Raw genomic sequence first — 19663 nt, 5'->3', positions numbered from 1 at the left:
CAAAGTGCGGTCAAAATTTAAGGTGATTTTCTATGCAACAACATTACCGTCCTGATTTGATTGAACCCGCCGTTCAACAATATTGGGCTGAAAATAAAGTCTTCAAAGCAATCAAAGATACGTCTAAAGAAAAATATTACTGCCTTTCTATGTTTCCTTACCCATCTGGTCGTTTACACATGGGCCACGTGCGTAACTACACGATCGGTGATGTGGTTTCTCGTTATCAACGTATGAACGGCAAAAACGTATTACAGCCAATTGGTTGGGATGCATTCGGTTTACCGGCTGAAGGGGCTGCGATTAAAAATAAAACCGCGCCCGCAAAATGGACTTACGAAAACATTGAATACATGAAAAACCAGCTCAAAATGTTGGGCTTTGGTTATGACTGGGATCGCGAAATTGCGACCTGCCGTCCAGAATACTACAAATGGGAACAATGGTTCTTTACTGAGCTTTATAAAAAAGGCTTAGTTTACAAAAAAACCTCAACTGTAAACTGGTGTCCGAACGATGAAACCGTATTGGCTAACGAACAGGTGCACGAAGGTTGCTGCTGGCGTTGTGACACTCCGGTTGAACAAAAAGAAATCCCACAATGGTTTATTAAAATCACCGACTATGCAGAACAATTATTAGGTGGATTAGACCAACTGCCACAATGGCCAGACATGGTTAAAACTATGCAACGTAACTGGATTGGTCGTTCTGAAGGGGTAGAAATTACGTTTGATGTAGCAGATACCGCAGAAAAAGTTGCGGTTTATACCACACGTCCTGATACGTTCTATGGTGTGAGTTATTTAGGTATCGCAGCTGCTCACCCATTAGCAGAATTAGCAGCAGAAAAAAATCCTCAATTGGCTGAATTCATCCGTGAAGCAAAAAATGCCAAAGTGGCAGAAGCAGACCTTGCCACTATGGAGAAAAAAGGAATGGCAACCGGTTTATTCGCCATTCATCCATTAACCGGTGAAAAATTACCAATTTGGGTCGCTAACTTCGTGTTAATGCACTACGGTACTGGTGCGGTAATGGCGGTTCCAGCACATGATCAACGCGACTTTGAATTTGCTCAAAAATACAGTTTGCCAATTAAACAGGTAATCGCACCGCTTGCAGATGAAGAAATTGATTTAACCAAACAAGCTTTTGTTGAACACGGTAAATTAGTGAACTCTGCTGAGTTTGATGGTTTGGATTTTGATGCTGCATTCAACGGTATTGCGGACAAATTAGAAAAATTAGGCGTGGGTAAACGCCAAGTTAATTATCGTTTACGTGACTGGGGCGTTTCTCGTCAACGTTATTGGGGTGCACCAATTCCAATGCTCACCTTACCAAACGGTGAAACCGTACCGGCACCAATCGAAGATTTACCGATTATTCTGCCGGAAGATGTAGTCATGGATGGCGTGAAAAGCCCAATTAAAGCAGATCCAAACTGGGCGAAAACCACCTTCAATGGTGAGCCTGCGTTAAAAGAAACCGATACCTTTGATACCTTTATGGAATCCTCTTGGTACTACGCGCGTTACACCTCACCAAGCTATGCTGAAGGCATGTTGGATAAAGATGAAGCTAACTACTGGTTGCCGGTGGATCAATATATCGGCGGTATCGAGCACGCGACAATGCACTTGCTCTACTTCCGTTTCTTCCACAAATTATTGCGTGATGCAGGTTTCGTAACGAGCGATGAGCCGGCACAAAAATTATTATGCCAAGGCATGGTATTAGCCGATGCGTTCTATTACACCAGTCCGACCAACGAGCGTATTTGGGTAAGCCCAACGCAAGTGACCCTTGAGCGTGATGAAAAAGGTCGTATTATCAAAGCAACCGATCCAGAAGGCCGTGAATTGGTGCATACCGGTATGACCAAAATGTCGAAATCCAAAAACAATGGTATCGACCCACAAGAGATGGTGGAAAAATACGGTGCAGATACTGTGCGTCTATTCATGATGTTCGCTTCTCCTGCAGAAATGACGCTTGAATGGCAAGAATCCGGCGTAGAAGGGGCAAAACGTTTCTTAGGTCGTGTATGGAATTTGGTGTATGAATACAGTCAAAATCCTGCAAAAACCGCTTTAGATGTGACCACACTTTCTGCAGACCAAAAAGCGCTTCGCCGTGATGTGCATAAAACGATCGCCAAAGTGAGCGATGATATTGGTCGTCGTCAAACGTTCAATACCGCTATCGCAGCAGTAATGGAGTTAATGAATAAATTAACCCGTGCGCCATTAGAAAGCGAGCAAGATCGTGCTGTGATGGCAGAAGCATTAAGCGCAGTCGTGCGTATGCTTTACCCAATCACACCACATATCTGCTTTGAGTTATGGAAAGCTTTAGGTAACGAAAGCAACATCGACCATGCAGAATGGGTGAAAGCTGATGAAGCGGCGATGGTAGAAGATGAAAAACTTATCGTGGTTCAAGTCAACGGTAAAGTACGTGGTAAAGTGACTGTCGCAGCTGATGCGGATGAAGAAACCGTGAAAACGGTTGCATTTGCAGATGAAAATGTGAAGAAATTTACTGACAATACACAAATCGTGAAAGTGATTTATGTACCTGGTAAATTGTTAAATGTGGTGGTTAAACCGCAATAATCCATAAAATAACCGCATTTTATTCCAAGAGTTGCATAAACGACTCTTAAACAAAATAAAGTGCGGTGAATTTTACAGGTAATTTTTATGATGAAATCAATCAAAACGATCTGCTTTGTTGGGGCTACTGCCTTTTTAACTGCTTGTGGTTGGCACTTCGATAATGGTGCGGCTGTTCCTGCAGAATTAAAAACAATGGCTCTTGAAAGTAGCGACCCATACAGTGAAATGTCAATGGCAATGCGTAAGCAACTGCTTAGCAACAACGTAAACCTTGTTCCTGCAAAACAAGGTGTGCCAGTGTTGCGTTTAAATAAACAGACTTCAAGCGATAAAGTCGCATCTGTCTTTAAACAAGGCCGTGAAGCAGAAAAAGTACTGACTCTTGATGTTGAAGCAAGTGTACGTTTGGCAAACGGAGAAACCTATCCAATCTCTGCAAAAATCAACCGTACTTTCTTTGATAACTCACGTGCTGCATTAGCAAAATCAGCTGAGCGCGATGTGATTTGGAATGATATGCGAGAACAAGCGGCTCGCCAATTAATTAATAAAATGGCCGCCTTGCAACATCAAGTTCAAGGAAAATAATGAACCGCATTTTTTCTGAGCAACTGGCCTCTAACCTGAACAGCCATTTAGCGAAAGTCTATTTTTTGGTTGGGACAGATCCCCTGTTGCTCAGTGAAAGTGAAGACCTCATTCACCAAGCCGCCCTTCTTCAAGGTTTTGATGAAAAAAATCAAATTACCATAGATACTAATACTGACTGGCCTACATTAATTGAGGCTAGTCAATCTATGGGGCTCTTCTTTAATAAGCAAATTTTCATTCTCAATTTACCCGAAAATTTGACCGCGCTTTTGCAGAAAAACCTTCAGCAATTTATTAGTGGATTAAATGAAGATAGCTTGCTTGTTCTCACCTTGCCTAAATTGTCTAAAGCAGCCGAAAAACAAGAGTGGTTTATTCAGGCAAATCAACTTGAGCCACAAGCTGTTATTGTTAACTGCCAAACACCAAATTCAGAACAGCTTTCTCGCTGGGTGAAGCATCGTACAAAAAACATGGGATTATCAGCTGATGAGGAAGCCATTCAACTACTTTGTTACAGCTATGAAAATAATCTACTGGCATTGAAACAAGCATTACAGCTTTTAGATTTGCTTTATCCTGATCACAAACTCACGTATAACCGCGTAAAATCCGTCGTAGAGCAATCTTCTGTCTTTACCCCTTTCCAATGGATTGATGCATTGCTATCAGGCAAAGCAAACCGCTCAAAGCGAATTTTACGTGGTTTACAAGCTGAAGATGTGCAACCTGTCATTTTATTGCGTACTTTACAGCGTGAACTACTCACGTTGTTAGAATTAACAAAACCACAGCTACGCAATCCATCTCTTCAAACGAGTTTGCCAACACAGACACTCAAAGCAGATTTTGACCGCCTCAAAATTTGGCAGAATCGTCGTCATCTTTATACTGCAGCGATACAACGACTCACCTATCAAAAGCTCTTTGAAATATTGCAAGAATTGGCCGATATTGAGCGCACAACCAAGCAAGAATATGATCAAGACGTGTGGGTAAAATTGGCCGACTTATCGGTTAAAATTTGTTTATAAAAAAATCTCGGCGTTAACCGAGATTTTTTATTATTGCGCAATTTTTAAATCTTGATACAGATAATTTCGATAGCTATTCACTAAATCCATATCCTCTGCATCTTCGAGCTTACCTTGGCTTAGCTGACGCATCGCGATATTCGCTCGCATAAAGTCATCTTTCGGTGATAAACCTGCCACATCAAGTAATACGCCACCAACAAAGGCTAAATCTAAGAAATCTTGCTGTTGAACAAAGTCAGTCTTACGATTAGTTCTAACTACAAATTGAGTCACATAATCCGGGTTCGCAAAGTTACCTTTTTTCGGTGGAAGCTGATTATCAAAAGCGACTTGGTGATCACCAAAATAACCGAATACATAAGGCGTTTCACGTGATTTTAAATAATCATTTAAACCTTCGATTGCCTCATTAAGGCTAGCAATGCGATCAATATAATCGTTCAAGCAAGAAATCGCTTTTCCCCCTAAACGCTTACTTGCCAAATTAAAATGGTTTGGCATGTTCGTGTTGTAAGGGCCATGCTCTTTCATGGTGAGAACATAAACAAACATTGGCTGCTGTACATTTTCCAATGATGGATGTTGTTTCTGTAAAATAAGCTTGGTGTAGTACATCATCTCTTCACTGCTAATATGCCAGAGATTTTTGCTGATTGATGCTGGATAGCCTAAATCTTGTGGTTGCAACATCAAATCAAAACCAAAGTGGTCATAAGCAGGTTTTGCATTGTAGTTACCTTTCGTAAAAGGCGATAACGCCACACAAAAATAGCCTTGCTCACGAAGATTTTTAATAAAACCCGTCTGTAAGTGTGGCACAACCGAATAAAACACCCCACTTGCCAAAGCACCAAAATCGGTTGAAGGCACCCCTGCAAGAAAAGCAAATTCAGATTTCCACGTTGCACCGCCCACCGTATGTACACGCAATGGACTTACAAATGCGGTATCTTCTTGCTTATTAAACATTGAAAATGGCGGGATGGTTTCTGCATCAAAATCAAATTGATGGGGATTCAAGGTTGATTCTTGTAAACAAACCACAATATCAGGCTTTTCTGCACTTTCAGTTTTGCTCTCAGACTTTTCATTTAAAAGTGCGGTCAGTTTTTCTTTAAATTTTTGACTATTACCTTCAAATTCTGGCACTTTAAAGAATACACCACGACAAGACATTGGCAGGTTTAAGAAAACATCTCGACCATCATCCGGCAATGAATCTAGCCAGACTTTTGTCGCATCCGGATCTTTAGAATAATGCCACATTAAACCAAAGCTTGTTGCTGCGAGTATTGCTGCAAATACACGAAATCCAGTTGAGGCAGTTTCAACATCTGACCAGCCAAAGATAGCATACCCCAACAGACCTAATAGCCCCAACACGCCGAAAATGGCCCCTTTATAATGTAAAAGGGTTTCCCAATTTCGCCAGTCTGTTACGAGCCAAAAATCTGAAATGAGTAAAGGTTGTTTGTAGTAATGAATTTTCATTCGATGGAATAGCATCAACACCACAAAAAGTACGGACGCAAAATTCAATCCGCGTTGCCATTGACCTGTTATCGCAAACATTGAACTAAACAATAAGACGAATAATGCAATCGCAAAAAAATATGTCCAACGATAATGCGAATTGACGATAAAAATCACCGTCGCAATAAAAAATAAACTCAGAAAAATACTTGGAATCATAATAAATAAATTTGATTAAATGTTATTTGACACTTTCAGCCACTAAACGCTGAATCAGCTTTAAATTGGCTGGTGGGAATTGCCCAGCATCAAGCTCACTTTGTTCAAGCCAAAAACCTTCTTGTCCTTCTCGACCAAACGGCTCACCAATCCATTCTGTGACCAGATAAAAACTAAAATCTAAAATTTTGGTTGGATATTCAAATTGAAAACGTTCATACAGTTCAGCATTTAAAATATGAATGCCAATCTCTTCTTCCAACTCTCTTTTTAAGGCTTCTTCAGGGGTTTCACCTGCATCAACTTTGCCACCAGGAAATTCTAATGCTTGTGCAAAATCTTGCCCTTCTAAGCGTTGGGTCAAATATAGCTGCCCAAATTCATTACGAATAATTCCTGCCGCAACTTGAATGATAGGCTTACTCATCGTCTTTCCTTATCTCAAAAGTAGAAAGAGCGGTCATTTTTAGCGGTGTTTTAAACACGCAAAAATTTAACCGCTCTTTACCTTAACTAAGCATATCGGGCTTTACTGCCGTGACAATGCTTGTATTTTTTACCTGACCCACAAGGACAAGGTTCATTACGCCCAATATGACGATCAGAATAGTCCTCGCTTTGAGCTTGCTCTGTATTTTCATCTACAGGTTGATGAGTTAATGCTTCACGTTCAGCCATTTCCTGACGTGCACGTTCCGCTTCTTCAATCTCTTCCTGTGTACGGACTTTCACTCGAGTAAGTGTCGTAATCACATGATGTTTTAAAGAATCCAACATTTCAGTAAACATACGGAAAGATTCTTTTTTGTACTCTTGTTTTGGATCTTTTTGCGCATAACCACGTAAATGGATACCTTGACGTAAATAGTCCATTGCTGCCAAGTGCTCTTTCCAAAGCTCATCAAGAGTTTGTAACATCACACCTTTTTCGAAATGACGCATGGTTTCTTCACCCGCAAGCGCTTCTTTCGCTTTGTATTCATCTTCGGCTTCTTGAATAATGCGCTCACGCAAGTTTTCTTCGTGAAGATTATTATTTTCTTCTAACCAACGTTCAATTGGTAACTCAAGACCAAACTCTTGCGCTAAACGCTCTTCTAAGCCTTTAATATCCCATTGTTCTTCCAACGATTGTGGTGGAATATATTGGTCAATCACATCATTAAATACATCGCTGCGGATAGCTTTGATAGTCTCTGAAATATCATCGTTATCGAGCAAGTAATTACGTTGTTCGTAAATCGCATGACGTTGGTCATTAGCCACATCATCATATTCAAGCAAGTTTTTACGACCATCAAAGTGGAAGGCTTCTACTTTCGCTTGCGCCGATGCAATCACTTTAGCGAGAAGTTTAGACTCCATCGCTTCACCTGGTTGGGTGAAGGCTTTACGCATCATATTTAATTTACCTTCATTGAGATAAATACGCATTAAGCCATCTTCCAAAGAAAGGTAGAAACGTGAAGAACCTGGGTCACCTTGACGACCTGAACGACCACGCAACTGGTTATCAATACGGCGTGATTCGTGACGTTCTGTGCCGATAATGTGTAAGCCACCGGCTTGCATCACGATCTCGTGATTTTTCTCCCACTCAGCTTTAAGTGCCTCAATTTGCTCTGGAGTTGGGTTCTCTAATTTTGCAGCTTTTGCTTTCCAGTTACCACCGAGGATAATATCGGTACCACGCCCCGCCATGTTGGTTGCAATAGTCACTGCACCTGGTGCCCCCGCTTCAGCAACAATTTCCGCTTCTTGTGCGTGGAATTTTGCATTCAACACATTGTGTTTGATACCCGCTTTATCTAACGCTTGAGAAAGCATTTCAGATTTTTCAACCGACACGGTACCCACAAGAACTGGTTGATTACGTGCGACGCAGTCTTTGATATCTTCAATAATCGCATTGAATTTGTATTCTTCATTCTCAAACATGACGTCCGTACGATCATCACGAATCATTGGACGGTTGGTTGGGATAACAACAGTTTCTAAACCATAAATCTGTTGGAATTCAAAGGCTTCGGTATCTGCTGTACCTGTCATACCCGCTAATTTGTCGTAAAGACGGAAGTAGTTTTGGTAAGAAATCGACGCAACAGTTTGGTTTTCGCTCTTAATCTCCACCCCTTCTTTTGCTTCGATTGCTTGGTGTAAACCATCAGACCAACGACGCCCAGTCATAGTACGGCCAGTATGCTCATCGACGATCACGATCTCACCATCTTTCACGATATAGTCTACATCGCGCTCAAATAAGGTGTTCGCACGTAATGCAGCCATAACGTGGTGTAACAACACAATACGTGCAGGAGAATAAAGTGAATCACCTTCTGGCATTAAACCTTGTTCAATTAACCAATTTTCAACTTTTTCTTGACCACGTTCAGTCAAATACGCCTGTTTGGTTTTAAGATCTAAGGTGTAATCGCCTTCACCGGTATATTCTTCCGTATCTTCTTTTTCTTGCTTAATTAAATTCGGAATTAATTTATTTACCGCAATATAAAGCTCAGAGCTGTCTTCTGCCTGACCCGAAATAATCAATGGTGTACGTGCTTCATCGATTAAGATAGAGTCCACCTCATCCACTAAGGCATAGCCTAAATGACGTTGGAAACGTTCTTCTTTAGAATGAGCTAAGTTATCACGAAGATAATCGAAACCTAGCTCGCTGTTCGTCGCGTATGTAATATCAGCCGCATAAGCTTCACGTTTTGCTTCAGGCGGTAAACCAGGGATATTCACCCCAACAGTCATACCTAAGAATTCAAATAACGGACGGTTAGTATCCGCGTCACGACGAGCTAAGTAATCATTCACTGTCACAACATGTACGCCTTTACCTTCCAACGCCATCAAATAACAAGGCAAGGTTGCGGTTAAGGTTTTACCTTCACCCGTACGCATCTCTGCGATACAACGGTTTGTTAGCACCATACCACCGATTAATTGCACATCGAAATGGCGCATACCGAGTACACGTTTACCCGCTTCACGCACGGTAGCAAAAGCTTCAGGTAAAAGTTGTTGTAAAGTTTCACCATTAGCTAAACGACTACGGAATTCTTCTGTTTTTGCTCTTAATTCATCATCACTTAATGCTTCAAAAGCTGGCTCCATTTTGTTGATTTTCGCAACTTGTTTTCTTAATCTGCGTAAAATACGTTCGTTACGGCTGCCAAAAATTTTTGTTAAAAAACTCATAATTTCTCTTTCAAATAAAAAATAAAAAGGATCATCCGATTAAAAAATCGGTTCGTTCAAAGATAAAAGAAAATTAAATGATGGCTGGGCCGGCACGAATAGGGGCAAAAACAGGAAACTCTGCCGCGATAAAGTGCGGTTGAATTTTTTCGTGTTTTTGATTGGAATGGGTTTTATGATTTGTTGGCTGAGGTTGAACCTGCAATGCTTGACGAATTTCACGCACCGCAATCAACATATGTTGTTCAGATGATGTTTGGTAATTTTCGCCACTCATATTTGATGAAGGCGGCGCCTCCAATCCCTGAGCAACAGGTAAAGCAAAAATCGCAATCATGCTTAACAGCAACTGCGACCAGAAATTTGTTTTACCTTTGTTTGATTTCATCATCTTATTGTCTCTGACAAAATTTGTGTGTATTGTATCGGAAATTCAACGTAAAGTCATTATTGGGGTATTTTTGTGGAAAACAAGCATGAGCGTTATCAAAAAGCCATGAATATTATTGATGTGCTAGAAGGATCACAATTTGCCAAAATCATGCAGAAAGGGTTAATGTTGAATGAACTGAACCAAAACATCAGTCGTCTTTTCCCTCAAGAATTTAAAGGACTTTTTCGTTTAGGCTCCATCACAAATGGCAAACTCTTTATTGAAGTCAAAAGTGCGGTCGTTCGCCAAGGGATTTTATTTCGACAAAGCGAATTACTCACTGCAATTCAACCGACTTATCCCGAAGTAAAAGGCTTTGAGATTAAAATTAATCCTGAATTAACCTGCTAAACTTAACCTTTAAAGATAGCGATTAATTCTTTTACTTTAACTCGTTTTTCTGAGGATTGACTGATCGAGCGCTGTACTTTAACGCGTTTAAATTTTGCCCCTTTATAAATCTCACGCGTAAATTTCGTATCGTGGTTAGAAATCACAACAGAAATTTGCTTTTCTTTTTGCGCTTTCTTTGCACATTCCGCTAAATTCTTTTGATGTTCAAGACCAAAAGCATTCCCTGCATATCCAGTAAAATTGGTATCTTGCGGAAGCGGTGCATAAGGCGGATCACAATAGATCACGCTGTGTTTATCCGCTAATTCAAAGGTCTGTTGAAAATCAGCGCATAAAAAGACCGCACTTTGTGCTTTATGGGCGAAATAGCGCAATTCATCTTCAGGGAAATAATGGGTTTTATAAGCGCCAAATGGCACATTGAATTCATTTTTACTGTTATAACGGCACAATCCATTAAAACCAAAACGGTTCAAATAAAGAAACAATACCGAGCGCTCGAAAGGATCGCTTGATTGATTAAAGGCATCACGCTGGACGTAATAATAGTCGGCTGTATTCGCATTTTCGGCGAAGAAAATTGGCTTGCACGCCTCAATATAGGCATCCACATTTTCTTTGACAATATTAAACAAGTTAATCAAATCCGGATTAATATCTGCCAAAATATAACGCTCAAAATGAGAATTAAGAAAAACAGCACCAGCGCCCACAAAAGGTTCGATCAAACACTGTTTTCTTTTAGGAAAGACGCGATTGAGATCGTCCGTTAAACGAAATTTACCGCCCGCCCATTTCAAAAACGGGCGGTGTTTAATTCGAGGTTTCGTTTTATTATTTTTCGGACGCAACATGGAGCAATGACAGTTAGTCATGTTGTGTGCAACGCTCAATCGCGTTTAGCACAAGAGATTTGTCAGTATCAGTCGCCACGTAGGCTTGTCCAAGCGCTTTTAGCAACACAAGACGCAACTTGCCTGCCAGCACTTTTTTATCTCGCATTATATGCGGTAAATAATCTTCTGGCTGCATAGTATCAGGAGAAACGGTCGGCAAATTAGCACGCGCTAAAAGCTTTTCTAAACGAGCAACATCTTCAAAAGAAAGATCGCCTAATTGTTCAGATAACACAGCTGCCATCATAGTTCCAGCTGCAACAGCTTCACCATGTAACCAGTTTCCATAGCCTAAATGTGTTTCGATCGCATGACCAAAAGTATGACCGAGATTTAATAATGCACGATCGCCTTTTTCAGTTTCATCGCGAGCAACAACATCAGCTTTAATTTGGCAACAACGCGCAATGCAATGCTGCAGCGAATGTTGATTTAATGCGACTAATTCATCAATATGAGCTTCAAGCCATTCAAAAAAGGCATAATCTAAAATCGCCCCATATTTAATGACTTCCGCAAGTCCCGCATTCACTTCACGTTTTGGCAAAGTATTGAGTGTAAGGGTATCAATGATCACCGTAGAAGGTTGATAAAATGCCCCAATCATATTTTTGCCTAATTCATGATTAACGGCAGTTTTGCCACCAACAGAAGAATCCACTTGGGCTAATAATGTGGTAGGCATTTGAATAAAACGCACGCCACGCTGATAACTTGCTGCGGCAAAACCTGCTACATCACCAATCACGCCACCACCTAATGCAACAATCGTAGTATCTCGCCCATGATTATGCTTTAAAAGTGCGGTAAAAATGAGGTTTAAAGACTCGAGCGTTTTATATTTTTCGCCATCAGGCAATAATACCGATTCAACCTGACAACCTATTTTTTCTAACGTTTCTGTAACGGGCTCAAGATAATATTGTGCGACAGTTGGATTAGTCACAATCATCACTTTATCCCCTTTCTTCAGCGGGTAACAGGTTTCATCTTTAAGTAAACCTTCGCCAATATAAATAGGATAACGACGTTCTTTTAATTCAACATTTACGCACAACATTTTTAATCCTTAGAGTGAACCGTTTAAGCCGTTTAGATTATCAATTAAATCAACAATTTGATTAACCATTACTTTGGCATTTTGCTCATCTGTTGGCAAAGTAATATCTGCAATTTCTTCGTATAACGGATTGCGTACTTTGGCTAAATCTTCCAACACTTGGCGCGGGTTATCCGTTCCTTGTAATAAAGGACGTTTTTTATCACGTTGCGTACGTTGATATTGTTTATCTACTGAGGTTTCTAAATAAATCACAATACCACGAGCAGAAAGATAATTACGATTTTCTTTTGACATCACTGCTCCACCACCAGTGGAAAGCACAACGCCTTGTAATTGGGTTAATTCATTGATAATACGCTCTTCACGCTTACGAAAACCTTCTTCGCCTTCTAAATCAAAAATCCAGCTAATGTCTGCTCCCGCACGTTCCTCAATTACTGCATCTGAATCGACAAAGTCCATATTCAATTGTTGCGCAAGCTGACGGCCAATGGTGCTTTTACCTGCGCCCATTGGACCTACTAAAAAAATATTACGTTTTTCAGCCATTGTTATTCTTCTAACTTACTTAAATAATGTTCAATTTAATCTTTCCTAATAAAAACTGGCCACCTGAAAAAATGGCAGCCCGAAAGATCACCCCAAAAATAATGAAGATTATCGCAATAAATCCCCCTATGTTTCAACCTTTAGCGGGAATTTATTTTAAGAAAAGCAAAAGTGCGGTCAGTTTTTGAGGGATTTTTATGAATGATAAAGTCAAATAGAGCATCGAGATAAAACACCCTAAAATTTAACCGCACTTTACAAACAAAAAAGGCCATTCAAACGAATAGCCTTTTCTTTTATCAGTGAGTTAATTATAGATAACCAAACAAGCTTGTGAAAATGTAACCAAAGATACATGAAGTGATTACACCGATTAAGCCCGGTAAAATAAAGCTGTGGTTAATTACAAACTTACCGATATGCGTTGTACCTGAACGGTCGAATTGGATTGCCGCAAGGTCGCTTGGGTAAGTTGGTAAAATGTAGTAACCGTAACAAGCTGAAGCAAAGGCTAAGATAATCGCAGGGTCAACACCGATACCTAAAGCTAGTGGAACAAATGCAACCAATGCTGCCGCTTGTGAGTTTACGAATTTAGAGATTAATAACAACATTACTGCGTAAGTCCAAGGATGTGCTTTTACCACATCACCAAGTGCTGCTTTCATCATTGGGGTGTGAACAGTAAACATGGTTTCCGCCATCCAAGAAATCCCGAATACAGCGACTAACGCAATCATACCTGAACGGAAAATTTCATTTTTACTGATTTTACCTGCATCAGTTTTAGTAAAGATAACAATTAATGCACCCGCTAATAACATGAAGATTTGAATAACGTGAACCATACTTAAATTCACTTTTTTCTTCGCTGTATCTTTTAAGACGATTGCAGCGTTATCGATAGTTTCAGTTTTATCTCCCGCTGTAATTACAACACTGTTATCTTGAGCAGTAATTGTTTGAGCCACTTCACCTTTCTCGTTATAGATTGCAACGTTGTCGTAAGCTGTTTTTGCTTTTGCTTTGCTGTCTTTAACATCAAGTACTAATGTACCATCTTTTGCTAATGCAACAATTTTACCGTCTTTAATATTGAAAGATTTCACGGCTTTATCGGCAGAAACAATTTCAACCACTTGAGCTGGTGCTGATTTTTCGAAAGCTGGACGTAAATCTTTAAAGTAACCTAATACTGCTACTACTAAAATTGCACCAAAGAAGATCCACATCGCATTCCAGCTAGATTGTGGCAATTTTTTATCTAATAATGATGTGCTATCACCATAAACATATTTTTTGAATTCTGGATCTTTTAATTTCTCTTGGAATTCTGGGTCTTTATCTAAATCTTTACCGCGGAACCAGCTGAAAATACCGATAGCTAATACACCACAAAGGGTTGAAGGAACGGTAATTTTTAATAAATCTAAATAACCATCAAAACCTGCTAATGGTGTTTTAGCATTCACTAAGAATGTGGTTAAAGTCACTACTGCCACAGAAACAGGTGATGCGATGATACCCATTTGAGAAGCAATTGAACTTGCCGCCATTGGACGTTCAGGGCGAATATCATTTTTGATCGCGATATCATAAATGATTGGTAACATGGTATAAACCACGTGTCCTGTACCACATAAAATAGTTAAGAAACAAGTGACGAATGGTGCTAAAATACTGACATATTTCGGGTTACGACGAAGCATTTTCTCTGCAATTTGTAACATTACATCTAAACCACCACTGGCTTGTAATGTTGCCGATGTGACCACTACCGCAAGGATGGTTAACATAACATCGATAGCTGGCTTACCTGGTTCAATGCCGAAGCCGAAAACAAGAACAATTAAGCCTACCCCACCGAGCATACCCAGTGCGATACCACCTTTTTTTGCCCCGTAAAACAAACAGATAAGAACGATAACAAGCTGAATAGCAAACTGGCTACCTTCACCGAGGTTCATTAGAAAATCCATAAGATACTCCGAATCATTTTATGGTTAATTAGAAAAAAATTTTGATCGAATACTAGCATCAAAATTAACTCATAATAAGTATTTTTAGGGTAAATTTTGTTTTAAATCAAAAAATAGGGGAACTAAATAATAAAAACAAATCTGAGTGAGATTAAATAAAGGAAAGTGCGGTCAGAAATTTAAGAGATTTAGATATATTTTGTTTTATTTGAAGATAAAGAATTTAGAAAAGAAAATTAAAGAAAAAAATTAGGCGACCTAAAAGATCGCCCAACTTAAAAATTACTGATTGTTTTGAACGTAGTCAATCGCAGATTGAACAGTTGTGATTTTTTCAGCTTCTTCATCAGGAATTTCGATATCGAATTCTTCTTCTAAAGCCATTACTAATTCAACTGTATCTAAAGAGTCCGCACCTAAATCTTCAACGAAAGAAGCTTCTGGTTTTACGTCTTCTTCTTTAACACCTAATTGTTCAACGATGATTTTTTTCACGCGTTCTTCAATACTCATTTGTTTTTCCTATTGTTGTTTTAACTCATTTAAGAGCGGTTAGTGTATGCATTTTTGATAAAGTTGCAACTATTTCTTAGGTGGTCGCACCACAAAAAAACAGGCAATGTAAAAACACATACAGAGAAAAAGTTACATTGCGGTTGGGATTTTATCATTAACTAAACTGCTTTGCTATATTTTATAGACAAAATCCCAGATATATATGCCCTAAAGGGTTAGCTCATATATAAGCCGCCATTCACATGTAATGTGGTACCGGTAATATAAGCCGCATCGTCAGAAGCTAAAAACGCTACCGCTTTTGCGATATCTTTTGGTTCACCTAAACGGCCTGCCGGTACATTACCAAGAATACCTGCTTTTTGTTCTTCAGTAAGCACTTCAGTCATATCTGTTGCGATAAAGCCGGGTGCTACAACGTTTACGGTAATGCCACGTGATGCCACTTCTTTCGCTAAACCTTTAGAGAAACCAATCAAGCCTGCTTTTGCTGCACAATAGTTAGATTGACCTGGGTTACCCATTGAACCCACCACTGAACCGATAGTAATGATACGACCAAAACGTTTTTTCATCATGGAGCGTAACATTGCTTTAGAAAGATGGAATACAGAAGTTAAGTTAGTTTGCATAATATCGAACCATTCTTCATCTTTCATACGCATTAATAAGTTATCGCGTGTGATACCTGCGTTATTCACAAGAATATCAATATCACCAAATTGCTCTTTAATTTGTTCTAATACGGCATCAATACTTTCTTTGTCTGCCACATTTAATACTAAACCTTTACCTTTATCACCAAGGTAAGCAGAAATGGTATCAGCACCTTTTTCAGAGGTTGCGGTACCAATTACAAATGCACCTTTTGATGCTAATTCTTCTGCAATTGCGCGCCCAATACCACGTGTTGCACCTGTTACTAATGCGATTTTATTTTGCATTTTAAATCCCCTTTTATGCTAATAATGCTTCAACAGCATCTAATGATGCCACATCGTTTACTGATGTTGCTTGTAATTCTGCCACGATACGTTTTGTTAAACCGTTTAATACTTTACCTGGGCCGATTTCAACTAAAACCTCTACGCCATCTTGTGCCATTTTCTCAACAGTTTCAGTCCAACGAACTGGGCTATATAATTGACGGATAAGTGCGGTACGAATTTCTGCACTTTCTGTTTCCGCTTTGACATCTACGTTGTTTAATACTGGTGTTGCTGGCGCATTAAGCGTAATACCTTCAAGTGTTACAGCTAATTGATCCGCAGCTGGTTTCATTAATGCGCAATGTGAAGGAACACTTACCGCTAATGGTAAAGCACGTTTTGCGCCCGCTTCTTTACATAATGCAGCTGCACGTTCTACTGCCTCTTTCGCTCCAGCAATGACTACTTGACCAGGTGAGTTAAAGTTTACCGCAGATACCACTTCACCTTGCTCGGCTTGTTTACATGCATTGATAATCGCTTCATTATCTAAGCCAATAATCGCATACATTGCACCAGTACCTTCTGGTACTGCTTGTTGCATTAATTTACCGCGTAATTCCACTAATTTAATCGCATCTTTAAAATCAATGACACCTGCACAAACTAATGCTGAATATTCGCCTAAACTGTGACCAGCCATCACACTTGGTTGTAATTGTGGGTATTTTTCTTGCCATACACGGAAGATCGCAACGGATGCCGCTAATAATGCCGGCTGAGTTTGCCAAGTTTTATTTAATTCTTCTGCTGGACCTTGTTGAACCAAGTTCCATAAATCATAGCCAAGCGCTTCAGATGCTTGTTTAAAAGTCTCAGTGACTACCGGATATTCGTTAGCAAGATCAGCTAACATGCCAACAGCTTGAGAACCTTGTCCTGGAAAAACCATTGCGAATTTTTTCATGTTTTCTTCCTATTTCTTCATCGTTTAAATGTTGAAAGTGCGGTCAAATTTAACCGCACTTTTAAAATTCTGTCGGGATTCTAACAAATTAATTAGAATCGCACCAATGCTGAACCCCAAGTCCAACCACCGCCAAAAGCTTCGAGTAAAAGCAATTGACCGCGTTGAATTCGGCCATCTCGTACCGCTTCATCTAAAGCAGTTGGCACAGTCGCCGCACTGGTATTAGCTGTACGATCAAGCGTTACCACGACTTGCGACATATCCATCTCTAATTTTTTCGCTGTCGCGGTGATAATACGTAAATTCGCTTGATGTGGAACAAGCCAGTCGATATCTGTTTTTTGGAGATTATTAGCAGAAAGGGTTTCTTCCACCACATTAGAAAGCTCACGTACCGCTAATTTAAAGGTTTCGTTACCTTGCATTTCAATATAACCAGATTTCTCCACACCACGTTCAGCTTGTGGAAGTAGTAATGCCGCATTGTTACCTGGCGATGCATGTAAATGCGTTGAAATAATGCCTTCTTGCTCTGATGCCTCTAAGATCACCGCCCCCGCACCATCACCAAATAACACGACAGTGCTACGATCAGTTTCATCTAATTTACGCGAGTTAAGATCTGCACCAATCACAAGGGCTTTTTTCACGCTACCTGAACGAATAAATTTATCCGCTACACCTAAAGCATAAACAAAACCGGTACAAGCCGCTGCTAAATCAAAAGAAATCGCGTCTTCAATACCTAATAAACCTTGAACTTGGCAAGCTGAACTTGGATAAGCGTGAGAACCACTGGTTGTCGCAACGATGATCAATTCAATTTCTTGAGGATCAAGATTAGCCATTTCAAGTGCTTTTTTGGCTGCTTCACATCCCATTGTTGCGACAGTTTCATCTGCTGCTGCAATACGACGTTCACGAATGCCTGAACGTGTCACGATCCATTCATCTGAAGTATCAACCATTTTTTCCAAATCCGCATTGGTACGAATATGGCTCGGCAAATAGCTACCGGTGGATAAAATTCTACTATTCATAATATCAAAACTTATTAATTAATAACGTTGTAAACCCGCCAAGATTTTTTGTGGAATTTGCAAACGCGCTTGAAAAGCTGCATCCGCAATTGCACGAGCAAATGCATCCACATTTGCGCTGCCATGGCTTTTCACCACAACAGCCGTTAATCCGAGTAAAGATGCCCCATTATATTCATCTGGATTAATGCGTTTCAAGCGATGATAAGCATCCTTAAAGAAAAAACGCAGAATAAATTTGGCAAATGATTTAAAAATAGGCCGTTTTTCTTTTCCTTTCAGAAGAGATAACAGATTTTTAGCAGCCCCTTCAAGGGTTTTTAATGCAATATTTCCCGAAAACCCATCACTCACGATCACATCAGCCACACCATTTAATAAAAAGTTACCTTCAATAAAGCCGGTATAATTAAGTGCGGTTGATTTTTCTAATAAATTCGCAGCTTCACGAATGGATTGATGCCCTTTAATTTCTTCCACGCCGATATTGAGTAAGGCTATGCGTGGATAAACTAAGTTCAATCGGTTTTCGGCAAAGATCGAGCCCATGATGGCAAATTCATAAAGATTTTGAGCAGAACATTCTACGTTTGCTCCTAAATCTAACATCACGGTTTTATCACCCGTCATCGACGGTAATAAGGATACCAACGCAGGACGTTGAATTCCCTCTAAAGGTTGTAAGAGTACCTTTGACAATCCCATCAACGCGCCCGTATTTCCTGCACTCACACAACCTTGCGCCTCACCTTTCTGAACCATTTCAATAGCTAAACGCATCGACGTGCCTTTGCTATGACGCAATGCATGAGAAATACCTTGATTATTATCAATAGTCTTAGTGCAATGATGAATTTGAATACGTTCTAAAAGAGAAGAAGGTGCATTTTCCAATAAAGGGGAAATTTGTTGGCTATCGCCAAACAGCACTAAAGAGAGCATTGGATCTGCTTCCAACGCTGAAAGAGATGCGGGGATAGTAATACGGGGACCAATGTCCCCGCCCATCACATCTAACGCTAAGGTTAGACGGTTCAAGTGAATACCTTATAAGTAAAATTACTTATTGATCACTTTGCGACCACGGTAGTAACCGTCAGCAGTTACGTGGTGGCGTAAGTGAGTTTCACCGCTTGCTTTATCCACTGATACTGCAGCAGTAGTTAATGCATCGTGTGAACGACGCATATCACGACGTGAACGAGATTTTTTGTTTTGTTGAACAGCCATTGGCTATACTCCTAAATTTAATTTACTTTTGCTTTAAATTAGCTAATACAGCGAACGGGTTCGGTTTTTTTGCCAATTCTTCAGGCAATTCGCCAAAAACCTGTTCGTGCGCGGACACTTCACAGTGTTCAGATGAATGCATTGGAACAAGCGGTAGAGCTAAAATAAGTTCGTCTTCCACTGCACCAAGTAAATCTATTTCACCAAACTCATTAAATTCGATTGGCTCATAAATTTCCGGCAAGTCATCAGCCTGATCCCAATTAGCCACTGGACTATACATAAAATGACATTCCAATGTTTGTTTGAATGGCTCGCCACAACGTTGACACTCTAATTCAACATCAACTTGTACTTGCCCTTTCATCACCACTAATTTTTGTGGATCAATATAAAACGATAATGTTACCTGTGCATCGCTGAGCACTTTCCCCGTAGATTCAGCTAAACGCACTAACTGACTAGCGGTATAGTAACCATCATAATCAATTCTTTGTTGAGCGTCTTTAACCGGATCAACGGTTAGGGGTAGTTTTACCTTTTGCATAGG

Annotated in this window: 19 protein-coding genes; 4 read left to right on the top strand and 15 right to left on the bottom strand. The window is 39.9% G+C overall.

The features are described 5' to 3' along the window. Positions 1-32 precede the first annotated feature (32 nt). From leuS to holA, 3 genes are all read left to right on the top strand, one after another. The gene (leuS, locus tag AC979_RS02675) at positions 33-2621 is read left to right on the top strand and encodes a leucine--tRNA ligase (protein ID WP_049372763.1); all 2589 of its coding nucleotides are present in this window, start codon (positions 33-35) and stop codon (positions 2619-2621) included. Positions 2622-2708: 87 nt separating this feature from the next. After that, positions 2709-3212, top strand: coding sequence for an LPS assembly lipoprotein LptE (lptE, locus tag AC979_RS02670; RefSeq protein ID WP_049358012.1), 504 nt, complete (start codon positions 2709-2711; stop codon positions 3210-3212). Further along, complete coding sequence (holA, locus tag AC979_RS02665) at positions 3212-4249, top strand: DNA polymerase III subunit delta (protein WP_049372762.1); 1038 nt, start codon at positions 3212-3214, stop codon at positions 4247-4249. The genes lptE and holA overlap by 1 nt, the downstream gene beginning before the upstream one ends. Positions 4250-4279: 30 nt before the next feature. Here the strand turns inward: holA and AC979_RS02660 are convergent, their stop codons facing one another. From AC979_RS02660 to secM, 4 genes are all read right to left on the bottom strand, one after another. Further along, the gene (locus AC979_RS02660; RefSeq protein ID WP_049372761.1) at positions 4280-5944 is read right to left on the bottom strand and encodes a sulfatase-like hydrolase/transferase; all 1665 of its coding nucleotides are present in this window, start codon (positions 5942-5944) and stop codon (positions 4280-4282) included. 22 nt (positions 5945-5966) lie between these two features. Next, positions 5967-6371, bottom strand: coding sequence for an 8-oxo-dGTP diphosphatase MutT (gene mutT / locus AC979_RS02655; protein ID WP_005699596.1), 405 nt, complete (start codon positions 6369-6371; stop codon positions 5967-5969). Between the two features lie 86 nt (positions 6372-6457). After that, on the bottom strand, positions 6458-9154 hold the full coding sequence (gene secA / locus AC979_RS02650; RefSeq protein ID WP_049372760.1) for a preprotein translocase subunit SecA: 2697 nt from the start codon (positions 9152-9154) through the stop codon (positions 6458-6460). A 73-nt stretch (positions 9155-9227) separates the two neighbouring features. Beyond that, positions 9228-9545, bottom strand: a complete 318-nt coding sequence (secM, locus tag AC979_RS02645) for a secA translation cis-regulator SecM (RefSeq protein ID WP_005698080.1) — start codon at positions 9543-9545, stop codon at positions 9228-9230. A gap of 72 nt (positions 9546-9617) precedes the next feature. Here secM and AC979_RS02640 point away from each other — a divergent pair, with 72 nt between their 5' ends. Beyond that, complete coding sequence (locus AC979_RS02640) at positions 9618-9938, top strand: DciA family protein (protein WP_049372759.1); 321 nt, start codon at positions 9618-9620, stop codon at positions 9936-9938. Between the two features lie 2 nt (positions 9939-9940). Here the strand turns inward: AC979_RS02640 and AC979_RS02635 are convergent, their stop codons facing one another. From AC979_RS02635 to yceD, 11 genes are all read right to left on the bottom strand, one after another. Beyond that, a complete protein-coding gene (locus AC979_RS02635; protein WP_049372758.1) occupies positions 9941-10795 on the bottom strand; it encodes a Dam family site-specific DNA-(adenine-N6)-methyltransferase in 855 nt (284 codons plus the stop codon). Positions 10796-10808: 13 nt separating this feature from the next. After that, positions 10809-11897, bottom strand: coding sequence for a 3-dehydroquinate synthase (aroB, locus tag AC979_RS02630; RefSeq protein WP_049372757.1), 1089 nt, complete (start codon positions 11895-11897; stop codon positions 10809-10811). 9 nt (positions 11898-11906) lie between these two features. After that, positions 11907-12449, bottom strand: coding sequence for a shikimate kinase AroK (gene aroK, locus AC979_RS02625; protein ID WP_005699620.1), 543 nt, complete (start codon positions 12447-12449; stop codon positions 11907-11909). A 311-nt stretch (positions 12450-12760) separates the two neighbouring features. Then, the gene (locus AC979_RS02620; protein WP_049372756.1) at positions 12761-14428 is read right to left on the bottom strand and encodes an anaerobic C4-dicarboxylate transporter; all 1668 of its coding nucleotides are present in this window, start codon (positions 14426-14428) and stop codon (positions 12761-12763) included. Positions 14429-14710: 282 nt separating this feature from the next. Continuing rightward, the gene (gene acpP / locus AC979_RS02615) at positions 14711-14941 is read right to left on the bottom strand and encodes an acyl carrier protein (protein WP_005544465.1); all 231 of its coding nucleotides are present in this window, start codon (positions 14939-14941) and stop codon (positions 14711-14713) included. Positions 14942-15159: 218 nt separating this feature from the next. Next, positions 15160-15888: a 3-oxoacyl-ACP reductase FabG gene (gene fabG / locus AC979_RS02610; RefSeq protein ID WP_005695317.1), complete on the bottom strand. Its 729-nt coding sequence runs from the start codon at positions 15886-15888 to the stop codon at positions 15160-15162. A gap of 13 nt (positions 15889-15901) precedes the next feature. Continuing rightward, positions 15902-16840 carry an ACP S-malonyltransferase gene (gene fabD, locus AC979_RS02605; protein ID WP_049372755.1) on the bottom strand — a complete coding sequence of 313 codons (939 nt, stop codon included), beginning with the start codon at positions 16838-16840 and terminating at the stop codon, positions 15902-15904. Positions 16841-16932: 92 nt separating this feature from the next. Beyond that, positions 16933-17883 carry a beta-ketoacyl-ACP synthase III gene (locus tag AC979_RS02600; RefSeq protein ID WP_049372754.1) on the bottom strand — a complete coding sequence of 317 codons (951 nt, stop codon included), beginning with the start codon at positions 17881-17883 and terminating at the stop codon, positions 16933-16935. A gap of 18 nt (positions 17884-17901) precedes the next feature. Then, on the bottom strand, positions 17902-18921 hold the full coding sequence (gene plsX / locus AC979_RS02595) for a phosphate acyltransferase PlsX (protein WP_049372753.1): 1020 nt from the start codon (positions 18919-18921) through the stop codon (positions 17902-17904). Positions 18922-18942: 21 nt separating this feature from the next. Next, positions 18943-19113, bottom strand: a complete 171-nt coding sequence (gene rpmF / locus AC979_RS02590) for a 50S ribosomal protein L32 (protein ID WP_005544470.1) — start codon at positions 19111-19113, stop codon at positions 18943-18945. A 22-nt stretch (positions 19114-19135) separates the two neighbouring features. Next, positions 19136-19660, bottom strand: coding sequence for a 23S rRNA accumulation protein YceD (gene yceD, locus AC979_RS02585; protein ID WP_005695312.1), 525 nt, complete (start codon positions 19658-19660; stop codon positions 19136-19138). Positions 19661-19663 lie beyond the last annotated feature (3 nt).

The sequence above is a fragment of the Parahaemophilus parainfluenzae genome, from assembly GCF_001053575.1.
Classification (GTDB): Bacteria; Pseudomonadota; Gammaproteobacteria; order Enterobacterales; family Pasteurellaceae; genus Haemophilus_D; species Haemophilus_D parainfluenzae_S.
This window is presented reverse-complemented; position numbering and strand designations above follow the sequence as displayed.